Here is a 15,223-nt window from a genome sequence, read left to right as displayed (position 1 = left end):
AATGAGCCAGCAGCAATTTTTCTCCGAGCCGACCCCCAAGGAACTCAGGCAATTTGGTCTGATCTTCGGGCTGATTCTGACAGGAGTATTTGCCCTGCTCGTGCCCTGGCTGAAAGGCACGACATTGCCGGTCTGGCCGTGGTTTCCAGCTTGTCTTTTCTGGCTTGCCGCGGTCTTCACTCCGAACACGCTTCAGCCTGTTTTCCGCGTGTGGATGAAACTGGCCATGATTATCAACGCCGTGGTGACCAGGGTGGTGTTAGGCATTGTTTATTACCTGGTGGTGTCTCCGATGGGAATGGCGATGAAGCTCATGGGGAAAGACCCCATGATGCGTCAATGGACGGCAGCCCTGCGAAGCTATCGGAGACCTTCTCAACCTTCGACCGCAAATGATATGGAGAGACCGTTTTAATGTTCGAACTTGTGCAAGATCTGTGGGCGTACATGAAAGTACGCAAGAAATTCTGGCTCCTGCCGATCATCATTACGTTGCTTTTGCTGGGAGTGCTGATCGTGCTTTCGCACGGGTCGGTGGTGGCTCCGTTTATCTACACCTTGTTTTGATAGTGGTAAAATAATGAAAAAGGAGTGGGTATTGTCGATTGGCGTGGTGGCAATCACGCTGGTGGTTGCCATCGGGCTGATTCGCTGGTTTGCGCCTCAGCTTTTGGGCATCCCAGTGGACTTGCAGGCTGTTCGCGTCAGCAAGGAGGTGCCCCCATTCTTTGAAAATGTGTTTCGAAAAGAAGATGTCGAAAGCCAAGATTTTCTTCTTAAAGATCCGTATGTGAATATACGCGCCAGACCCATGCTGGTCGATCTCACTGGTGTTGGCCCTCACGATCTTCTCGGATTCCGAAATAGGTCTATTCCGGATGTTGCCGATGTCATCACGATTGGCGACAGCCAGACATATGGGAACAATGCACTTCTTGCGGAGAATTGGCCGAGTTATCTTGAGAAGACGCTTGGCGAGAAGCAAGCCGTGGTATACAGCATGGCCACGGGTGGTTGGGGCGCAGTCCAGTACCTTAATATGTTTACTCGCGCCACATTCTTTCGACCGCGTGTCATTGTCGTCGCTTTTTATACAGGCAACGATCCTGATGAATCAGTCACGCTGGCCTATTCCGTAGAGCATTGGGCTCCACTACGTCCGGATCCGAATCTAGACCTGTCTGACAGACCGCGATTCCCAGGTTTTCCGGCTCCGCCTGAAGAGCAATGGCAGGCACATTTCAAGGACGGACTGACAATCACCTTCACGCCGAGTTTACGGTTAGTATCGAATGACAGTTCCCATGCAACAGTTCGCGCTGGTTACAAAATCATGGAGAAAGTGGCACAGCTGATGGCGAAGTCCGCGAGTGATGTTAATGTTCATCTTGTCTTGACCATTATCCCATCAAAAGAATTGGTGTATGCGGAGCGGGTGCGCCGCGAAGGCATAAATGCCAGCGCAGAATATACGAAGCTTGTTGAGTTGGAGCGAAAAAATATCGACCAGCTGGCCCAATCGATTCGATTGCTGCCGAACGTGGATTATGTGGATTTGGTCGAAGCCCTGCAAAAGACGGCATCTTCCAATTCCAATGTGCAACTGTATCCGTCTGGTCCGAATGGCCATCCCTTAAAGGCTGGATACCGTATCATCGCATCCACGCTTGCGCCCGCGGTTGGGAAATATATGGTGCAACCGCCGCGAGGTTTAGTCGGAGTCATGCTAAGCCCGGGAAAACTTCTTCCCTTTCTCGCGATGAAAGAAGGATTATGGCAGTTCGCCAGCAAGGAAGTCGCGGAAAAAAATGGATGGAGACTGGACAAGATTCGTGTCGTCGACGTCCGTGATATCGTGGCGCTTCCGCAGGTCGGAACGATTGATGCCGTTGACCCCAAGAAATTCGGTCCGCAAGCCATACGGGCCCGATACTTCGCTCGCTGATAAAATAGAAAAACTTTTCACATTACTCAGTCTATTCTCGCGGCGCTTGGGTTTGGCTTAAGATCCTATAGCATCCTCCAGCACTTGTTTTGCTTGAGGTAGACCTGATCATGCGAGGGATAGACTAGAATTTAGGCAAACAGAGATTAAATCAATGACCAACCAGAAACAATCTCAGCCCATCGCTCATACTCATATAAACAACCAGGATTTGCCGCTTGCGAGCATTGGCGTTCCTGTCTATAACGAAGAGCGATTCATCAGGGAATCTCTTCAATCCCTGTCCTTACTAGATTATACGAACTTAGAGATCATCATATCCGACAACGCTTCGACAGATCGGACTGGCGAGATATGCCGTGAGTTCGCAAGCAAAGATGCAAGGATCAGCTACTTCCGCTTCGAACAAAACCGCGGTGTGACAGAAAATTTTCGGCGTGTTTTTGATCTCTCGCACGGTAAATATTTCATGTGGGCATCGGGCCACGACCTTTGGATGCCCAATATCGTTTCGAAGTGCGTCGAGATGCTGGAAGAGATGCCTGCAGCGGTTATTGCGTATGGTTCATCCAACTGGATGAATGCCGCAGGATCGACCCTGGATAGGGAAACCGGTTGGGTAGACACTCGCGACATGAGTGCTGTGGCGCGTTTTTTCTCTGTGTTCTGGGGTAATATGCATCCCATTCTGGGCGTGATCCGTTCCGAGGCGTTGCGTAAAGCCCGACTGCTCTCAATTGCAGGCACTGATTTGATTACGCTCTCCGATCTGGCGCTGATGGGTGATTTTGTCCATAACAGGGATACTTCATGGGCAAGACGCGAATTCCGCAAAGATGAGACATTCAAGCAGAGAATGAGCCGGTACCGTAATCGTGAATATGCATTGTCACGTTCGTTGATTGACAAGATGTTCCCGATTTTTCGTCTCCCTATTGAACTGATTGCAGTTGTTATTCGGTCCCACATCCCATGGTCGGAAAAGATCGGTATTATCGGAATTCTGCTGCCATCGATGCCCGTGAAATATTTCGTTGCTAGGCGCATGGCCAATCGTGGGCAAGGCCAGTCGTAGCACCCCTCACAGCCGAGTTTTACTTGAAAGATAATCCAGCATCACTGGGAAAGGGCTCACAGCGGCGCGAATTCTGGCGTGCATTGCTCCGCTGGAGTCGCGCGGCTTTTCTTATTCTCGCTATTGGCTTTCTTTCTTATTTTGCATGGAGAACGTGGGACACTCTTCATGTTGCCGTCGCTCAAGGCAACATAACATACCTGTTATTGGCAGTGATGATATGGGCCGTGTTGCACCTTCTGTCGCCGGTAGTGGCTATATTGGTATTCAACGGTGAAAGACCCGCTGTAAACTACAAGCGCGCGCTTCATTATCATGTTCGTAACCTTCCCGCACGTTATCTGCCCGGCGGGATCTGGCACACGGTTGGCCGGGTTCTTGATTTTCATGCGCACGGAATCAGCAAAAAAAGACTTACCGCCTTTGTTTTCCTGGAAAATTGCCTTGCCGCTTCGGTGACAATATTCGTTGGCGGGGCTTGGCTTGGATATTCCAGCGGAAGTGGAGGATGGGGCGATATTGGCACGTTGGCGGCGGTTATAGCTTTCGTTGGGATGATCGTGGTCTTGCCGGTGACGAACCGATGGATCCTCGGTGGTGCAGAGCGGATAACACTGCTGCGCTATATGTGCAGCATAGGGGTAGTAGCCGTATTCTGGAGCTTGGCGGCGCTTGCATTTATCTTATATGTATACTCATTCGCCGATTTTCTGCCTGGGGCGTCGCTCATCGATATAGCCGGGGTTTATCTATTCTCGTGGGGCATCGGTTTTATAAGTATCTTCGCTCCTCAAGGCATCGGAGTCTTTGAGGTGGTATCGAGCAACATCTTAACGGCTGGTGCGGGGCTGGAATTTGTTATCGTCATCCTCTCGGGGTTCAGGTTAGTCGTGTTGTCTGCTGATCTAATTGCCTGGGTTCTGAATCACCTCGTTCGCCTGGCTGCTAGCTACTGTCGAGCTTGATGTGAATGAGCCTCATACCAGTTCGGATGGAATTTAAAGATTATTAGTCATTGCCAATTCAAGTAAACTCCACCTAGACCTCGGCTTACTGATGCCCGCTGTCCTTGTAGACCAATGTGGTTATTTGCTCGGATACTAGGCCTATTAGAAATATGAGTATGGACGTGATGAGCAGCAGAGCGCTCATGTTGGTAAAGCGGGTATAGGTCAGGTAGGTGTATACATAGTAACTAATCCCCGTGGCGAAAAAAACCAAGCTAATTGGAGCGAAGAGCTTAAGCGGTGAATAAAGCGTCCCCACTTTAAAAATAATGATCAAAAATCGTACCCCGTCACGCAGCGGGTTGATGTGACTTTTCCCCTGTCTTGCTTTTGCCTGGATCGGGACATAGGCGACAGGATAGCCGGCGCGGAAGAACGACATGGTAATGGTCGTTGGATAGGAGAAGCCATTCGGTAACAAGTAAATAAACTCCCTGAACTTTGTCGCTGTTGCCACCCTGAATCCTGATGTCAGGTCATCGATTTTTCTCCCTACCATCCAGCTCGCTAACCAATTGTAGATTCTATTCGCATAAGACCTGCCCAGGCTCGCCTGTGAACTACTGTGACGCGCCCCGACAACCATGTCATGACCTTCATTATATTTCGATAACAGCCGTGGGATATCATCCGGATTATGTTGTCCATCAGCGTCCATGAAAACCAGAATGTCGCCCGTGGCGTTGCGCGCCCCTGATTTAATGGCCGCACCGTTCCCTATATTGTATGGATGAGATAGTAAAACTACGTCATGTGCTGTACAGACCTTCGCGGTATCGTCCGATGAACCGTCATTTACGACGATGATCTCGGCAGTGGGATGATTTTTTCGCAATGCGGGTAACAGGACGCATAGACCGGCGTACTCGTTCTTTGCAGGAATAATAATAGAGATGTTTTGCGGCATAAATGGTTAGATAAATTTATTTATCCAATTTATAGCATAAATTTCCCGTGTCTGCCGCGTTGGAGCCTTGTTTTAACGAAGCATTGTAAATTTCCTTCAGCCGGATCAGTGAGGCTTGGTTTGTCAAATTGTATGCATTCTTATTCTGTTTCATCTGTTCGATCTGCTCGATCGCAGGTTTGGCTTGGTCTAGACACCCCAATTTGAGTAGGTATTCAGTTTTTGCAAGTTTATACGACATCAAATCCGGAAGTTTAGCAGAGGCACGATTCATGTATTGGTATGCCCGCACGTAGTCACCGGTATAGGCGAGTAGCTGCGCGACATTTGCTGCGAGTATTCCACCGTAGTCATGCGAAGTTTGTGATTCATCCGCAGCGAGAATAGTCCACTGTGTAGCCTTTTCGCGTAATGAACTGCAAGCATGCGGTGGCATTACGACACACCGCCGCAGGTTTTCAAGCGCAACAACGGCATGGACGGATACGTGTTTCTCCCGCAGAAGCCGCGGAACTGTCTCGGAAACGGTGCGTTCAGGGGGTAAAGGTAAGTTTGCGACAGCAATATCATTGTATTGAGACGGGAGCAACGCTAATAAGATTTGCAGGTCGACCCAAAAACCAACTTCCCCAGGCGCTGCTTTCAGGCCGCGTAATGTATATTGCAGGGCTTCCCCAATGTCTTGTTTCTCTATAAGGCTAACACGCGCGGCGAAATCGTTGGCTCGCTCGGACAGGGGGTGATGTTGCGCCTCGGTGACGGCGAATGTATGGATATCTTTCCAAGAATCTGCACGGACCCAGGTGTCGATTCCAAGCATTCCCACCAATATTACTGCGCATCCGTACCACAACAGTTTGTTCGAAGATCCGACCTTTGTGAGCGCAATCAGGCCATACGCGAAAGCAAAGAGCGGGCCTAGGCTTGGCAGGTAATTGCGGTGTTCATAGACGAGTTCGAGGTCGATAACCGTGGATTCCATACTGTGTCCGACCAAAAACCATAATATAGCCAATGCGGCGACAGGAAACCGTTTCGCATTGAACAGGGAGAACACCAGCACGGCCGCAATCCCACTTGCGGCAAAAAATGTCGAGAACGGGTCGAAAAGGCCATGGCTTAACGGGATGTCATCATGGAATAGGCTGAGCCGGTTCGTGCTCGGTACAAGTAAAAGGCCCACGTAGTACCACAGAACGCGTGTTTCCGTCAGAAGTCGCTCGTAGGCCGTGAATTGTCGTGTGGCAAATGCGTCCGAAATGAAATTGGAGTGGGTGACAATGTAGCTAACTAAGACAGCCGCCGGTATGGCGAGACTGAGCACGTAGAACGCGTAAAGATAGTGTCGTGTCCGTTTTTCCAGGTCATTTCTCGCGAAAAGTGTGTACTCGATAACAAGAAGATAAAGTGGAGTTAGTGCTGCATTTTCCTTTGCAGCTATGCCGAGCGTCATACCGCCAATGGCCCCGATGCACATTAACCAAAGAGCCTTCACTGGCGATGTAGGTAGATGCTGTCGTCCCCGCATGAACAGAATCAGCCCCGCGAGCATGAACAATGTTGCAAGACCGTTCATTCGCTGTACCACGTATAATACGTTTGTCAGCTGGATTGGGTGTATAGCCCACAGAGCCGTCCCGAGAAGCGCCACGGCTTGTTTTTGAGGTTGTGTCAGCGTTTCACGCAGGCGTGGCGACGACAACAGGAGGAATGCAACACCGTATACCAGTACGGTGTTGATGGTATGAATGACGAGATTGGTAACCTTGAAGTACCAGGTTGCGTCGAATCCACCCGCCCAGTAATAATTTAAGGCGAAGGTCAAGGATGCGAGCGGACGTTTGAGGGGCGCCCGTGCGTCACCTCCTAGCGCGTTCCGTATTCCTTCCCAATTGAGTTCCTTGAGCGCAATAGAGGGATCACGAGAGATGTTCTCGGCGTCATCGAGGACGAAAGGACCCCGCAGGCCGGGCAGATAGGCCAAGCTGACGATGAGTAGGATTGCCGCAAGACAAATGGCGGTAATGAGGCTGCGTCTCATCGCGTGGTTTTCGGCTCAGAGAAAGGTAAGTGATATCTGGCAGTTTTTTGCGACAACAGCGGTTTTGGCTCGCTTGAGGTTTTTGTGTGACCCGCACGTATGGTTCGGATTTTTGTGAGAAGGATATCTATATCGTTCATGATTTCCGGTGAGAGGCGGCTTGAGTCATGTTTGATATGCAGAAGCATATCTTCTGCTCTCCCGAGCTGGTGCAGCGAAATTCTGGCATCGGCCTCCATCAATGCATAACTAATATCAGCAGGGTCATGTAATCTTGCAGTCACAGCGGTTTCTAACGCGGTCGCATGATCGCCCGCGGCTGTGCTGATCTCGAAAAGATGGATCACGGATGCATTATGCGCATCACGCGTGACATTGGGGTTTTTTAGTACCGCCCGGTACCAGTCGATGGCGTAGGGATAAAGATCATGATACTGGAGCGGCGCTTGTGTGATGCGCGAAGCCATATCGTCGAGGGTAAGCATAGTCGTTGGTGTTAATGCATTATGGGACAGACGATCTTTAATGTGGCCGTGGAGCTGAGTTGAAATCACGGTGTGGAATTGGTCTGGTTCGACGAGGCTCGACCCTTTTTCGCCACCATTCATTCCGAGAGATGACATTTTTACCCCATTGATCAGTATTCTGATGGGATAACTCATTTCGTTGGGATCGAGCGCGGCGGCAGCCTCGTAGTGTCGTTGGGCCTGGATCAAATCCACTTTACGAACGGCGTACAATTCTGCCAGCATTGCCTGCGCGCTGGCTGAACGAGGGTGATGCTGGACCATGGTTACGATTAGTTGTTCTTCGCTGGCCCATGCCTGTGCGCGAAGAAACGTGACGCTTGCCAGAGCGACAGCTAGCATGATGCACAGAGCCAGAGATAGGCGATTCCGATCAGGGAAAGCACTACCCAGCGTGTAGACCATGGCCATTAATGGCCCAATGGCGGGAAGATAATTGCGGTGTTCGTGCGCTATCTCGAGTGGCAAAAAACTCGATTCCAGGCTGTGACCGACGAGAAACCACAGCACCGCGAAGCTGAATATCGGATATTTCTTTTTCCCCATGAAGGCCGCTGCAGTCAGGGCCACCAGCGCCAAGATTGCCGGTAACGTGGTCCACGGTGTGAACAGGCCGGTGCTGATAGGGATGTCATCATGAAAGAGACTGAACTCGGTGATGTTCGGGACGAACAATAGATAAAGATAAAACCACAATATCCGCGGTTCGGTCAGCAAGCGCGCGGTCATGTCAAAGTTGCGCATCTTGTAGGATTCCTGGACAAACTGGGGATGCGTAAGCACCCAAGCCAGTATCGCCAGCAGTGGCAGGACGATCGCGAGTCCATAGAAGGCACGCAGCGGCTTCCCAGCGGCGGTGCGGAAATCGGCCCGAGAAAAGAAAATGTACTCTGTCAGCGGGATGTATAGGAGTATCAACACGGCGGTTTCTTTTGCCCCCGTGCCAAGAACCAGCCCCGTCAACCACCCGCCCACGATCAGCGTCATTCCGTGTCGTTTCTGTTCCTGTACACGCTGACGTCCGTGGAGGAACAAGATCATCCCCAGGAGCACGAATAGCGCGGAAAGAGAGGTCATCCGCTGTACCACGTAAAGCACGGAGGTCAGGTTTAAGGGGTGGAGCGCCCAGAAAGCGGCGACGAGTGCTGGCAGCCATTGCGCGTTCGTTAATGTCGGATTGGTCTTCGCTGCCTGTTTCAGAAGGAGCAGAACGAACCAGTACACCAACGCTGTATTGGTCAGGTGTATCGCCAGATTTGCAAGCTTGAAGTCAAAGGTGTTTGTCAGATCTCCAGCGATAAAGTAATTGATGGCAAAACTGAGTATTGCCAGCGGCCGGCCCAGTGCGCTGCTTGGGCTGCTTACCACGGCGGCATATAGCGATGACGGGCAGAGCGTGGAAATCTGGATCGCGGAGTTGTGCGCGATGTTGGGAATGTCGTCGAAGACGAAGGGACCATGGAGACCCGGAAAGTAGGCTAACGTCACGGCGATGGCGATTATGCCGTATACGCCAAGAGCAACTATTAACGCACGTGTTCGCAGCCAGCTGGTCACGGTTCTCAGTTGTCCTGTCGTGCCGGTAACGTGCGTTCGCGCATCAATGATTCAAGTTGTTCAACTTCCCGCGTCTTGGGATGGTGAACGCGCTTGTTGGCTCGTTGGATTTCAGAGATGATAGTTTTGGCATAATCCATACGTCCGAGCTGAATATACATATCCGCCAACTCGATCAGCGGGTTTATGTAATAAGGGTCAAGCTCGTAAGACTTTCGGTATGCATCAACGGCTTCGTTGATCTTGCCTTCCCCAATGAGGGTTCGCCCGAGCAGGTAATAATAGTATGAGCGGTCCACGAAGCGCACGCTCGGTCTTTGTAGCAGGGTTTTCAGCCATTCTTCCGCCAAGGGTTGAAGTGTTTTGCATGCATCGAGAATGCACGCGGCCACATTGTTGAGTGCCCATCCGGTAGTCGCCGTGAGGGGTTTTGAGTTGAGGCTTCGCAGCAATTCTTCATGGTCAACAGGGTTGAGCGGCCGATCGTGGCGGGCGGCGCTCATTTGCAGGTTGATCAGTATCCCTGGTTCGTCAGGATTGAGTTCCGCGGCATGGCGGTAGGTTTGCAAACCTTCGTCGTACCGCCCATTCTCCATGAGGAGCATGGCATATCCCATCTGCGCGCCGGCGGAGCGCGGATGATGGCTGGCCTCGAAGTAATTGAGACTTTCCGGATTTGACCACTGTTGTGCGCGTAGTAAAGACGTTCCACCGAAAACGAGGGCGAGACTGGGCAGAATCCACCACCAGTTACGTTGTCCCGTGCGCTGGTAAAGCAGATGAACCGCGCCAGCGGCCATCATAAGGATGCCGAGGGACGGAAGATAATTGCGATGTTCATGCACGATTTCGAGCGGGTACACCGTGGACTCCAGCACGTGTCCGCCGAAAAACCACAGAATCCCCAGGCTGATGAGCGGATATTTCTTCTTCCACAGCACCGCCGCAACGAGCAACCCGGCCACCAGCAACAGAGCCGGCGTAGTGGTCCATGGGGTGATCAGCGACCTCGAGATGGTTATGTCGTCGTGGAACAGGGCGAACTGATCTATCCGGGGAACCAGAATCTGCGAGATATAGAAGAGCAGTACCCGTCCCTCCGTCATCAGCCTTTCAATCAGGGTGAAATTGCGGATCTCATACTGCGGCAACACTGCATGGATCATGTAGGTACCGAGTCCTGCCAGCACAACGGCGGTACCTCCTAAAACCAGGCGCTTCGCGGTGAGGCTGAGATCGTGCCAGCGGCGCCAAGGGAATTCGTCCGCAAACAGTACATATTCGAGGATCAGGATAAACACCGGCAGTAACAATGCCGTTTCCTTGCTGTAAATGCCAAGGTAGCCGAAGCTAAGTGGCCCCATTACGGCGAGCCAGACACCGTTTTTCCTTCCTGCTAGCATCGCCGTGCGCCCACCCAAGTAACAGATCAATCCGAGCAGGGTGAACAGGGTAGCGAGTTCGGTCATGCGCTGAACCACATAGAGCACGCTGGTCAGCTGGATCGGATGTATCACCCAGAGAAAACCAATTGCCCCGGCCAGCAGCGTAGACGTACGTGGCGTATCGGCTGTGCCTTTAATGGGCAGGTTTCGATAATAGACTCGTATGAGTCGTGCCAGCACGAGATGCGTGAACCAGAAGATCAGCACGCCATTGACGGCATGCAGCATGATGTTAGTGAGTTTGTATGGGATCGAGGGGGAAAATGAACCAGCAAAATAGTAATTAATCGCAAAGCTCATCATCGCGATCGGCCGGTGCAGCGGTCCGGCGGCTAGCGAGTAAGAAGCGAGCCGGAGCGAGTCGAGATCGAGCGATGTGATACGGACGTACGAGTTGGTCAGCAGGTTCGAGTAGTCGTCGAAAACATAAGGCCCGGCGACGCCTGGCAGAAAGACCAGCGCACCGAGCGCGACGATCAGCGCCAGGAAAGGGGCAAGGAGTCGCTTGTTTTTGAGCCGGATCATGAAAGTTCCCTGAATACGCTATGAAGACATAAGCCAGTCTGCGGGACATTGCAGTCCGGATTCCTCATCAAGCTATGTGATCGCCTTATATCATGGGAGAGTTTCTGCGATTACATAAATCTCTGCAAAGATAAATATAGTTGTTGGCGCAGTCGGCAGCTTGAGAAGTTTTAACAAGCACCAAAAACCAAGGGCGACCGAAGTCGCCCTTGATGGAAGTAACACCTATGACGGAGATCAGGTTCTAGGCCGATACTTGGTTGGAACAGTGCTACCGGTTGAGATAGACCACTGCAGATTGCCGCCGTGGTCGCTCGGTACATATTGGAACATTTTGCCTACCGCGGTACCCAGTCCCAGTGAGGGAGTGGTTCTGAGTCCCACCTCTACCCAACCGTTCGCCAGTACGGACACGTATGATACGTATTTGGCGTTGTAGCTGATACCTGCCGTAAGGCCGTAGCTTGCGTTACCGGCCGTGAACGATGCAAGCGGTACACCTTCCGCGTGCCTGACATCAACCGCGGTCCGCGCGGCACCCGCCAAGCTGGCGCCTTCCGACACACGCGACCGGATCGTGTAGTCCTGATACGCCGGTACTGCGATGGCGGCCAGAATGCCGATGATCGCAACGACGATCATCAGTTCGATCAGCGTGAAACCCTGTTGCAACTTTTTCATAAAAAAACCTCCAATTGGATATTGCTGTTGCGAGGGTGCCCCGGAAATAACCGGCCCTGTTTTTCCCTAAACGGGGACCGTTTGCTAGCAAGGGGTCCCGGCTTCCTGCCAGGCCGATGCTTTCCGTGACATCCTCTCTGGTTACTTACTTAGCAGAGCCCCTACCGATGTCAATTTCAGTAGAGACCTAGCCCTAGTTACCTAATCAACCCATTAATGGTGCATGTTCTATGCCAATACCCGTCCACCGGTTGCCGGTAAGGCGGCGTGCATGACCCATTGAAATATAATAGATTTTTTTAAGTTACCACCTCCATTTATAGTTTTCCAGAGCCAATTTTTATAGCCGTACTGCCATTTTTGGGCAAAGCTGCCCAAGGCCGTCATGGATTTATTCAATCCCGAGCTTCTCCAGCTTGTAGCGCAGGGCGCGAAAGCTGATGCCCAACAGCTTGGCGGCGGCGGTTTTGTTCTGGTGGGTCTGGGTCAGCGCCTTCTCGATGGTGGCCCGTTCCACACGTTCGAGGTAGTCGTCCAGCGATTCCTTGCCGCCCATGACCGTGTCCTCGTTGTCCATGTCGGGGGCATCGGCCTGTAGCTGCAGATCCTGTGCCGAGATCTCCGTGCCGTTACACAGGGTCAGCGCCCGTTCCAGAATATTTTCAAGTTCCCGCACGTTGCCCGCGAACGGATAACGCTGCAGCGCTTCGCTGGCATCCGCGGTCAGACGCGGCGGCTTCATGGCCAGAATGTCGGAAAGCTTGCGGCATAGCGCTTCCGCGAGCAGGGGGATGTCTTCGGTGCGCTCGCGCAACGCCGGAATATGCAGCTCGATCACGTTGAGCCGGTAATACAGATCCTGGCGGAACTTCCCCTGTGCCACCAGATCCTGAAGGCTTTTATGGGTGGCGGAAAGAATGCGCACATCCACCTTGATCTCGCTCTGCGAGCCGACCGGACGGATGGATTTTTCCTGGATCGCGCGCAGCAGCTTGACTTGCATGGACAGCGGCAAATCGCCCACTTCGTCGAGAAACAGCGTGCCGCCGTCGGCGGCCTTGAACAGGCCATCCTTGTCCGTGACCGCGCCGGTAAAGCTGCCTTTCCGGTGGCCGAAGAATTCGCTTTCCATGAGGCTCTCGGGAATGGCGCCGCAGTTGACCGGCACGAATGGTTTTTCCGCGCGTGGGCCCAGCTCGTGGATCAGGCGCGCGGCCAGTTCCTTGCCAGTGCCGGATTCGCCGCCGATGTAAACCGGCGCTTGGCCGCGGGCGAGGCGTTCGATCATGGCCCGTACTTTCTCGATGGCCGCCGATTCGCCCAGCATCTTTCTGGCTCCAATGTTGGAAGGCTCGGTGTTGGTGACAGTCGCTTTAACGGCCGGTGACTGGCCCACACGCAGGGCGGCACGCACGATGTTACGCAGATCGTTGAGATCGAGAGGTTTAGAGACGAAATCAAAGGCGCCGGCCTTGAGCGCTGCGACCGCCGTTTCCATGTTGCCAAACGCGGTGATGACCGCCACCGGCAGGTAGGAATATTTTTCCTGAATATGACGCACGAGTTCGATGCCGTTGCCGTCCGGGAGGCGCATGTCGGTCAGGCACAGGTTGAACTCGAATTCCGTCAGCAGATGACGTGCCTCCTCCAGGTTGGAGGCGGAGCGGGTTTCTAGATTCATGCGCCCCAGCGTAAGTTCGAGCACTTCACGAATGTCCGGCTCGTCGTCAACAATCAGAATCTGGCTTTTCGACTTGTTCATAGCGTCCCTAGTTCAGCGCAGTCTTCCGCGCGCACAAAAGTAACCCGAAAACGGCTGCCCACCCCGCCTTCACCCGGATGGTAGTTCAGCGACGCGCCGTTGCCCTCGCACAATTCCCGGGCGATGTACAACCCGAGCCCGGTGCCCTTGGGAGTGGTGGTGAAGAAGGGATCGAAAATATTATCCGCGATGTCCGGATTGACTCCCGCCCCCCAATCGATCACGTCCACGATCGGCCGATCCTCGCCGTCCCGGCCGCCCTGGAATTTTATCAGCGGTGTGCCGGTGAAGGGTGGACTGTGGCGCAACGCGTTCTGGCACAGATTGGAGATGATCTGGTAAAGCTGATCCGGATCCACGCATACTTCAATGTCATGTATGTCATGAGCGATAAATGCCTCACGCGGGACGGACACGGTTTCAGAGTATTGGCGCAGGAAGTCCTCCAACCAAGAATCAAGTTCGAGTTGGACGGGATTGATACGGTCGCGCCGGCTGAGCTGCGTGACGTTCTGCACGATCACATTCATGCGCTTGCTTTGTTCTTCAATGATTTTGACTAGCCGATTTTCCTCGACGTTGTCGCTATCCATTGTTTCCCCGAGTAACTGGGCGGCGTTGGTGAGCGCGCCCAGGGGGTTGCGGATTTCGTGGGCGATGCTCGCGGTCAGCCGCGCGAGCGCCGCCATTTTCAGTTGTTGCGCCTGTTGTTTCAGAATCGCCATGTCTTCGAGGAAAATCAGCTTGACCGCATTTTTGTCGCCCAGAGAAACAAAGCGCGGCAGCAGGGTATAACCGACGGGTGAGGTAAATACCTTGCGGCCGCGATTCACGGAGCTGTTGCCCAGCCACTGGAACAACTGGATGGCCAGATCCGGAGAAATCTCGTTGAGCGTGGATTTTTTCTCAGCTTCGTTATGGATGCCGAGGTATTTCAACGCCGACTGGTTGATCAGGCGTATGCTCCCCTGCGGGTCGCAGATTACGACACCGGACTGCATGCGCTGAATGACGAGCTCGTTGAGTTGAGTAAGGTTGGCGACGTCCACGCCGCGGCGTTGGGCGAGTTCCTCGGTGGCGCGCAAGCGCGTAGCGAGCAAGTAACCGAAAAATGCCGTGGCATATAGACCGATCCCGAACAGCCCTACCTGCGGGAAGCCCTGCATCATTTCGGTTTCGGCCCCGCTGGCACCCGTTAACCAGCTCCAGGAATGTTCCAGCAGTACGGCGATGGTGGCGAGCGACGCGTAAAAAATGGTCAGACGTTTGCCGAGCATCAGGCTGGTGCCGGCGATTGCCACCACCAGCATCAGCCCCAGGCCGCTGGCCAGGCCACCGCTCGCGTGCATGATGATGGTCAGCAGCGTGACGTCGGAAAACGAAAGCAGCGTGGCTTGGCTCTCGTAGTCCGGTTTGCGCCAATAGATGGCAAAAACCGCCGTCAGACTGATGATGGCGTAAACCACGCTCGAACTGAGGAACAGGCCCGGGTGCACCTCGCCAAAAGGCGAGTATTTTCCAATGAAAACGGCTATCGCCGACGCGGCGATAGCGATCGCCAGGCGGTAGAAATTGAAGTATTTAAGAAGTTTCCAGTTTTGGGCTTCTACCGAGGTCTGGCCCTCTGCTTTACTCAGTCCAGACGGGGGAAGCGCGCTTTCCATAGCTGTCATACCTTATTGAAATAGCACAGATTTGGAAGGGTGGCAAAATTTGTCAGTACATTATTTTCCGCGGCTTGGTTGGCTTTT

General features: G+C 52.9%; 12 protein-coding genes. 5 read left to right on the top strand and 7 right to left on the bottom strand.

Annotation, left to right across the window (positions count from 1 at the left end):
• Position 1: 1 nt before the first annotated feature.
• From ACC569_RS00645 to ACC569_RS00625, 5 genes are all read left to right on the top strand, one after another.
• A complete protein-coding gene (locus tag ACC569_RS00645; RefSeq protein ID WP_372521552.1) occupies positions 2-415 on the top strand; it encodes an SxtJ family membrane protein in 414 nt (137 codons plus the stop codon).
• Entirely contained in the window at positions 415-567 is a 153-nt protein-coding gene (locus ACC569_RS00640; protein ID WP_372521551.1) for a DUF5989 family protein, read from the top strand. The genes ACC569_RS00645 and ACC569_RS00640 overlap by 1 nt, the downstream gene beginning before the upstream one ends.
• A gap of 13 nt (positions 568-580) precedes the next feature.
• A complete protein-coding gene (locus tag ACC569_RS00635; protein WP_372521550.1) occupies positions 581-1,945 on the top strand; it encodes an SGNH/GDSL hydrolase family protein in 1,365 nt (454 codons plus the stop codon).
• Positions 1,946-2,099: 154 nt separating this feature from the next.
• A complete protein-coding gene (locus ACC569_RS00630; protein WP_372521549.1) occupies positions 2,100-3,020 on the top strand; it encodes a glycosyltransferase family 2 protein in 921 nt (306 codons plus the stop codon).
• 23 nt (positions 3,021-3,043) lie between these two features.
• Positions 3,044-3,985: a hypothetical protein gene (locus ACC569_RS00625; RefSeq protein WP_372521548.1), complete on the top strand. Its 942-nt coding sequence runs from the start codon at positions 3,044-3,046 to the stop codon at positions 3,983-3,985.
• Between the two features lie 85 nt (positions 3,986-4,070).
• Here ACC569_RS00625 and ACC569_RS00620 read toward each other — a convergent pair whose 3' ends face one another.
• From ACC569_RS00620 to ACC569_RS00590, 7 genes are all read right to left on the bottom strand, one after another.
• Positions 4,071-4,934: a glycosyltransferase family 2 protein gene (locus ACC569_RS00620; RefSeq protein WP_372521547.1), complete on the bottom strand. Its 864-nt coding sequence runs from the start codon at positions 4,932-4,934 to the stop codon at positions 4,071-4,073.
• 16 nt (positions 4,935-4,950) lie between these two features.
• Positions 4,951-6,975, bottom strand: coding sequence for a hypothetical protein (locus ACC569_RS00615; protein ID WP_372521546.1), 2,025 nt, complete (start codon positions 6,973-6,975; stop codon positions 4,951-4,953).
• Positions 6,972-9,059, bottom strand: a complete 2,088-nt coding sequence (locus tag ACC569_RS00610) for a hypothetical protein (protein ID WP_372521545.1) — start codon at positions 9,057-9,059, stop codon at positions 6,972-6,974. The genes ACC569_RS00615 and ACC569_RS00610 overlap by 4 nt, the downstream gene beginning before the upstream one ends.
• 5 nt (positions 9,060-9,064) lie before the next feature.
• Entirely contained in the window at positions 9,065-11,029 is a 1,965-nt protein-coding gene (locus ACC569_RS00605; RefSeq protein ID WP_372521544.1) for a tetratricopeptide repeat protein, read from the bottom strand.
• A gap of 237 nt (positions 11,030-11,266) precedes the next feature.
• The gene (locus ACC569_RS00600; RefSeq protein ID WP_372521543.1) at positions 11,267-11,710 is read right to left on the bottom strand and encodes a prepilin-type N-terminal cleavage/methylation domain-containing protein; all 444 of its coding nucleotides are present in this window, start codon (positions 11,708-11,710) and stop codon (positions 11,267-11,269) included.
• Between the two features lie 391 nt (positions 11,711-12,101).
• Positions 12,102-13,472 carry a sigma-54-dependent transcriptional regulator gene (locus ACC569_RS00595; protein WP_372521542.1) on the bottom strand — a complete coding sequence of 457 codons (1,371 nt, stop codon included), beginning with the start codon at positions 13,470-13,472 and terminating at the stop codon, positions 12,102-12,104.
• Positions 13,469-15,136 carry a PAS domain-containing sensor histidine kinase gene (locus ACC569_RS00590; RefSeq protein ID WP_372521541.1) on the bottom strand — a complete coding sequence of 556 codons (1,668 nt, stop codon included), beginning with the start codon at positions 15,134-15,136 and terminating at the stop codon, positions 13,469-13,471. The genes ACC569_RS00595 and ACC569_RS00590 overlap by 4 nt, the downstream gene beginning before the upstream one ends.
• Positions 15,137-15,223 lie beyond the last annotated feature (87 nt).

The organism is Sulfuricaulis sp., from assembly GCF_041499725.1.
In the GTDB taxonomy this organism is placed as follows: domain Bacteria; phylum Pseudomonadota; class Gammaproteobacteria; order Acidiferrobacterales; family Sulfurifustaceae; genus Sulfuricaulis.
The sequence above is the reverse complement of the archived record's forward strand: the minus strand, read 5'-3'. Positions and strand labels throughout refer to the sequence as shown.

Bases quoted from the DNA above. Each gene is read 5' to 3' on its own strand.
- ACC569_RS00645 (WP_372521552.1), top strand. From the start codon at position 2: ATGAGCCAGCAGCAATTTTTCTCCGAGCCGACCCCCAAGGAACTCAGG.
- ACC569_RS00640 (WP_372521551.1), top strand. From the start codon at position 415: ATGTTCGAACTTGTGCAAGATCTGTGGGCGTACATGAAAGTACGCAAG.
- ACC569_RS00635 (WP_372521550.1), top strand. From the start codon at position 581: ATGAAAAAGGAGTGGGTATTGTCGATTGGCGTGGTGGCAATCACGCTG.
- ACC569_RS00630 (WP_372521549.1), top strand. From the start codon at position 2,100: ATGACCAACCAGAAACAATCTCAGCCCATCGCTCATACTCATATAAAC.
- ACC569_RS00620 (WP_372521547.1), bottom strand. From the start codon at position 4,934: ATGCCGCAAAACATCTCTATTATTATTCCTGCAAAGAACGAGTACGCC.
- ACC569_RS00615 (WP_372521546.1), bottom strand. From the start codon at position 6,975: ATGAGACGCAGCCTCATTACCGCCATTTGTCTTGCGGCAATCCTACTC.
- ACC569_RS00605 (WP_372521544.1), bottom strand. From the start codon at position 11,029: ATGATCCGGCTCAAAAACAAGCGACTCCTTGCCCCTTTCCTGGCGCTG.
- ACC569_RS00600 (WP_372521543.1), bottom strand. From the start codon at position 11,710: ATGAAAAAGTTGCAACAGGGTTTCACGCTGATCGAACTGATGATCGTC.
- ACC569_RS00595 (WP_372521542.1), bottom strand. From the start codon at position 13,472: ATGAACAAGTCGAAAAGCCAGATTCTGATTGTTGACGACGAGCCGGAC.
- ACC569_RS00590 (WP_372521541.1), bottom strand. From the start codon at position 15,136: ATGGAAAGCGCGCTTCCCCCGTCTGGACTGAGTAAAGCAGAGGGCCAG.